Origin of the sequence: Actinacidiphila cocklensis (assembly GCF_907177275.1) — a bacterium.
Lineage (GTDB): Bacteria > Actinomycetota > Actinomycetes > Streptomycetales > Streptomycetaceae > Actinacidiphila > Actinacidiphila cocklensis.
In genome coordinates this window covers 1-3,253 of sequence record NZ_CAJSLV010000003.1, presented here as the reverse complement: position 1 = coordinate 3,253, position 3,253 = coordinate 1, and the positions used below count along the sequence as shown (strand labels likewise).

The 3,253-nt window shown below is 77.1% G+C and carries 2 protein-coding genes; both read right to left on the bottom strand.

The window, feature by feature from the left end:
• Nucleotides 1-416: 416 nt before the first annotated feature.
• On the bottom strand, nt 417-2,114 hold the full coding sequence (locus NFU81_RS02830; protein WP_251484605.1) for a DUF3492 domain-containing protein: 1,698 nt from the start codon (nt 2,112-2,114) through the stop codon (nt 417-419).
• A 226-nt stretch (nt 2,115-2,340) separates the two neighbouring features.
• The coding region (locus NFU81_RS02825) for a DUF3152 domain-containing protein (protein ID WP_251484602.1) at nt 2,341-3,253 on the bottom strand (913 nt) is incomplete at its 5' end.

Below are 3,253 nucleotides of genomic sequence, written 5' to 3'. Positions count from 1 at the left end.
GCGCTCGGCTGGTCGAGACCCGCCTCGACATCCGCGCCACCGGTCCGGGCGGCCGGCGGCTCCTCGGCCGGGTCGGGCGCATCGCCGAGCCCGGCGTCCGCGGCCCCGGCCGCGCCCGGGAGCGCGAGGTCCGCCTCGTCATCCCCGTCCCCGAGCGCCGGGGCGTCGCCGGGCCGGGCCGCTGGTGCCCGCAGCTCCGCGGTGGGGGGCGGGTCGGGTATCGGGAGGAGGGTCGGGGGGGCGTCGTCGAGGCGGGGGGGGGGGGGGGGGCGGGGGGGGGGGGGGCGGGGGGGGGGGGGGGGGGGGGGGGGGGGGGGGGGGGGGGGGGGGGGGGGGGGGGGGGGGGGGGGGGGGGGGGGGGGGGGGGGGCGGGGGGGGGGGGGGGGGTGGGGGGACATGGATGCGGGCTCCGGGGGTCAGGGGCGGGTGGCGGGGACGGCGGTCCAGGCCGGGTGGGCCGGGGTGGGGGCCAGGCGGGTCGGCGAGACCGACTCCGCGGGCGCGGTGAAGGGGCGCGGAGCGCCCTGCGCGTCGAGCAGCGGGAGGCGGCGCACGGGGTGGTGCGCCATCACGTCCAGGTAGCTGTCGCGGAAGGCGTCCACGCAGGTGGTGACCGTGAAGAGGGCCAGCGCCCGCTCCCTGGCCGCCGCGCCGAGGCGGGCCGCGCGTTCCGGCCCGCGCAGCAGGTCGAGCGTCGCCTCGGCCAGCGCCTTCGGGTTGCGCGGCGGCACGACGAGCCCGGTGCCGCCGATGACCTCCCGTACCGCCCCCACGTCCGTGGACACCGTGGGCCGCCCGCAGAACATCGCCTCGACCAGGCTGAGCGGGAAGCCCTCCGCGCTGCTGGACAGGACCACCACGTCGCCCGCCGCGTAGGCGTCCGCGGGCTCAGGGGCGCCGGGCGAGCCGATCTCCTCGAAGCTGACCGGGTTCTCGCCGACGGCGTGCGCGTCGGCTGCCTCGTCGGGGAAGAGCTGGGCGGCGAGCGTGCGGCAGTGGTCCAGGTAGCCGGCGGCCCGCCCGTCCACCGCCCGCAGGTGGAAGATCCGCAGCCGGGCCTGCGGCTCCTCACGCCGTATCGCGTGGAAGGCGTGCAGCAGCGCGATGAGGTCCTTGGCCGGGTCCGCCCGGCCGACCCACGCCACCGTCGGGTCCGCGTGCGCGGCCTGCTCGTCGGCCTGGGCCGCCGCCTCCGCGGCCGCACCGGCCCGGGCGAACCGGCCGGCGTCGATCCCGGGGTGGATCGTCCGCATCCGCTCCCGGGGCGCACCGCACCGCTCCTGCCAGCGCCGCACATGCGTGGATCCGGGCGTGATCAGCGCGGCCTGCCGGTAGGTCTCGCCGGCCAGCAGCCGGAAGTGGTCGCCGAGCAGGGCGCGGACGGCAGGGGGCAGCCCGGCGGCCCGGTGGGCGAGCAGCGCCTCCCGGGCACGGACGGTGTACTCGGTGACGATCAGCGGGGTGCCGCAGAACCGTTTGCCCAGCAGCCCCGGCAAGGCCGCGGGGCCGCCGGACACCGCGTGGCACACATCGGCCGCCCCCAGCTCGTCGGGGCCGTACCAGGGGGCCGACAGCGGGCGCAGCTGGCGCTCCAGCAGATCGGCGGCGGTGAGGAGTTCGGTGACGACGATGTCGCCGAGCACCGGGCGTACGCCGGGCGCGCGGCAGGCCGCCTCCAGCTCCGCGACCGCGTCGTCGCCGCGCAGCATCGCCGGGAGGGCGCCCGCGGTCTCCACCGCGAGGTCCGCGAGGGCGTACAGGCCGGTGGCGAAACGGTCCGCCCGCTCGGCCGTGCCCATCGCCGTACCGCCGGCCAGGGCGGTGGCCAGGTCCCGGAAGCCGCTGCGGAAGGCCGCGCGCCGGGCCTTGGCGGCGGAGCGGCCGATGCCGCCGGGTGCGACGGGAGCGGGCTCGCCCCAGAGGCGCTCGTGGCGCACGCGGCGCACCTGCGACGGGGTCTCGACCCGGCCCGCGGACTCCGTCCGCGGGGAGCGGCTCAGGGCGTAGACGTCGAAGTCGTGGTGGGCCAGGCCCCTGACGAGGCGGTCGCACCATGCGCCACCCTCACCTCTTGCGTACGGATAACCACCCTCGGTAAGTAATCCAATCCGCACGGGTCCGCTCCCTCTCGTCCTCAGCCTGGTCCTCGGGCCGGACGGGGTGGTGTCCCGCCCGGCGCGACGACCGTATTGCGCACTGCGGGCACGGCGGCGGACGGATGTCCGCGACACCACCAAAAGGGGTGAACGGGCGTAACTTCTCCCAACGCCGGGCGTTGGTGCCATCCCCCGCTGAAGAGGGCGCCCCCTCAGGGGACGAGCGGGCTGCGGCGGCGCCGGGCTACGGGAACGGCCAGGGGTTGGGCCGGCAGGTCGGGCCGCCGTTGAGCGAGAGGAACTTGGTCTGCTGCATCATGACCGGGGCCGGGGCGCCGGCCCGCGGGCAGCCCACGTGGTTGTGCCCCAACCGGTGCCCGACCTCGTGGTTGATCAGCATCTGCCGGTACTCGTGCATGAGCTGCGGCCCGTAGGTGTCGGCGCCCTGCGCCCACCGGAACGCGTTGATCATGGTCCGCGGCGTGGACGCCGCATCGCACGAGACGTTCTGGACGGTCGTGTCGAGGCCGGACTTGGCGCACCACTTGGCCGTCGTGCCGGGGCTGGCCAGCGTCACGACGATGTCGGCGTGCCCGGTCGAGACCCGCTCGAAGGACATGGTGCCGCCGTGACCCCAACTGCGCTCGTCGTTCAGGGTCTTGAAGACCGTGTCGCTGAACAGCCGTCCGTCCAGCGGGAGTCCCTGCTCGACGTCGACCCGGAAGGTCATCACCTTGCCCTTGCCGGGCGCGGCCTGGTGGCCGGGGACGGTGGTGAAGGCGCCGGACAGCTGCAGGTCGGGCTCCAGCGGATACTGCAGGTCCATCAGCTGGTCGTAGCCGATCGGGGCGACCGTCCGGATCGGGCTCGGCGTGGCGCTCGGGGTGGCGCCAGGCGCGGAGTCGTCGCTCGAACGGCTCGGGGTGTCACCGCCGGGGTCGGGCGAGGGCGTGTCGCGGTCCCGGCCGGTGAGCTGGCCGCCGGCCGCGACCGCGACCACGGTGACCACCGCGGCCGCGGCGATGCCGCTGATCGTCCAGGTCGCCTTGCCGGGCCTGCGGCGCCCCGCGTTGCCCCCGCCTCGCGGTGCCCGGCTGGCCCGGGCCGCTTTCGCCCGCCGGGTGGCCGCACGAACTCCGCCGGGACTTTCCCCCACC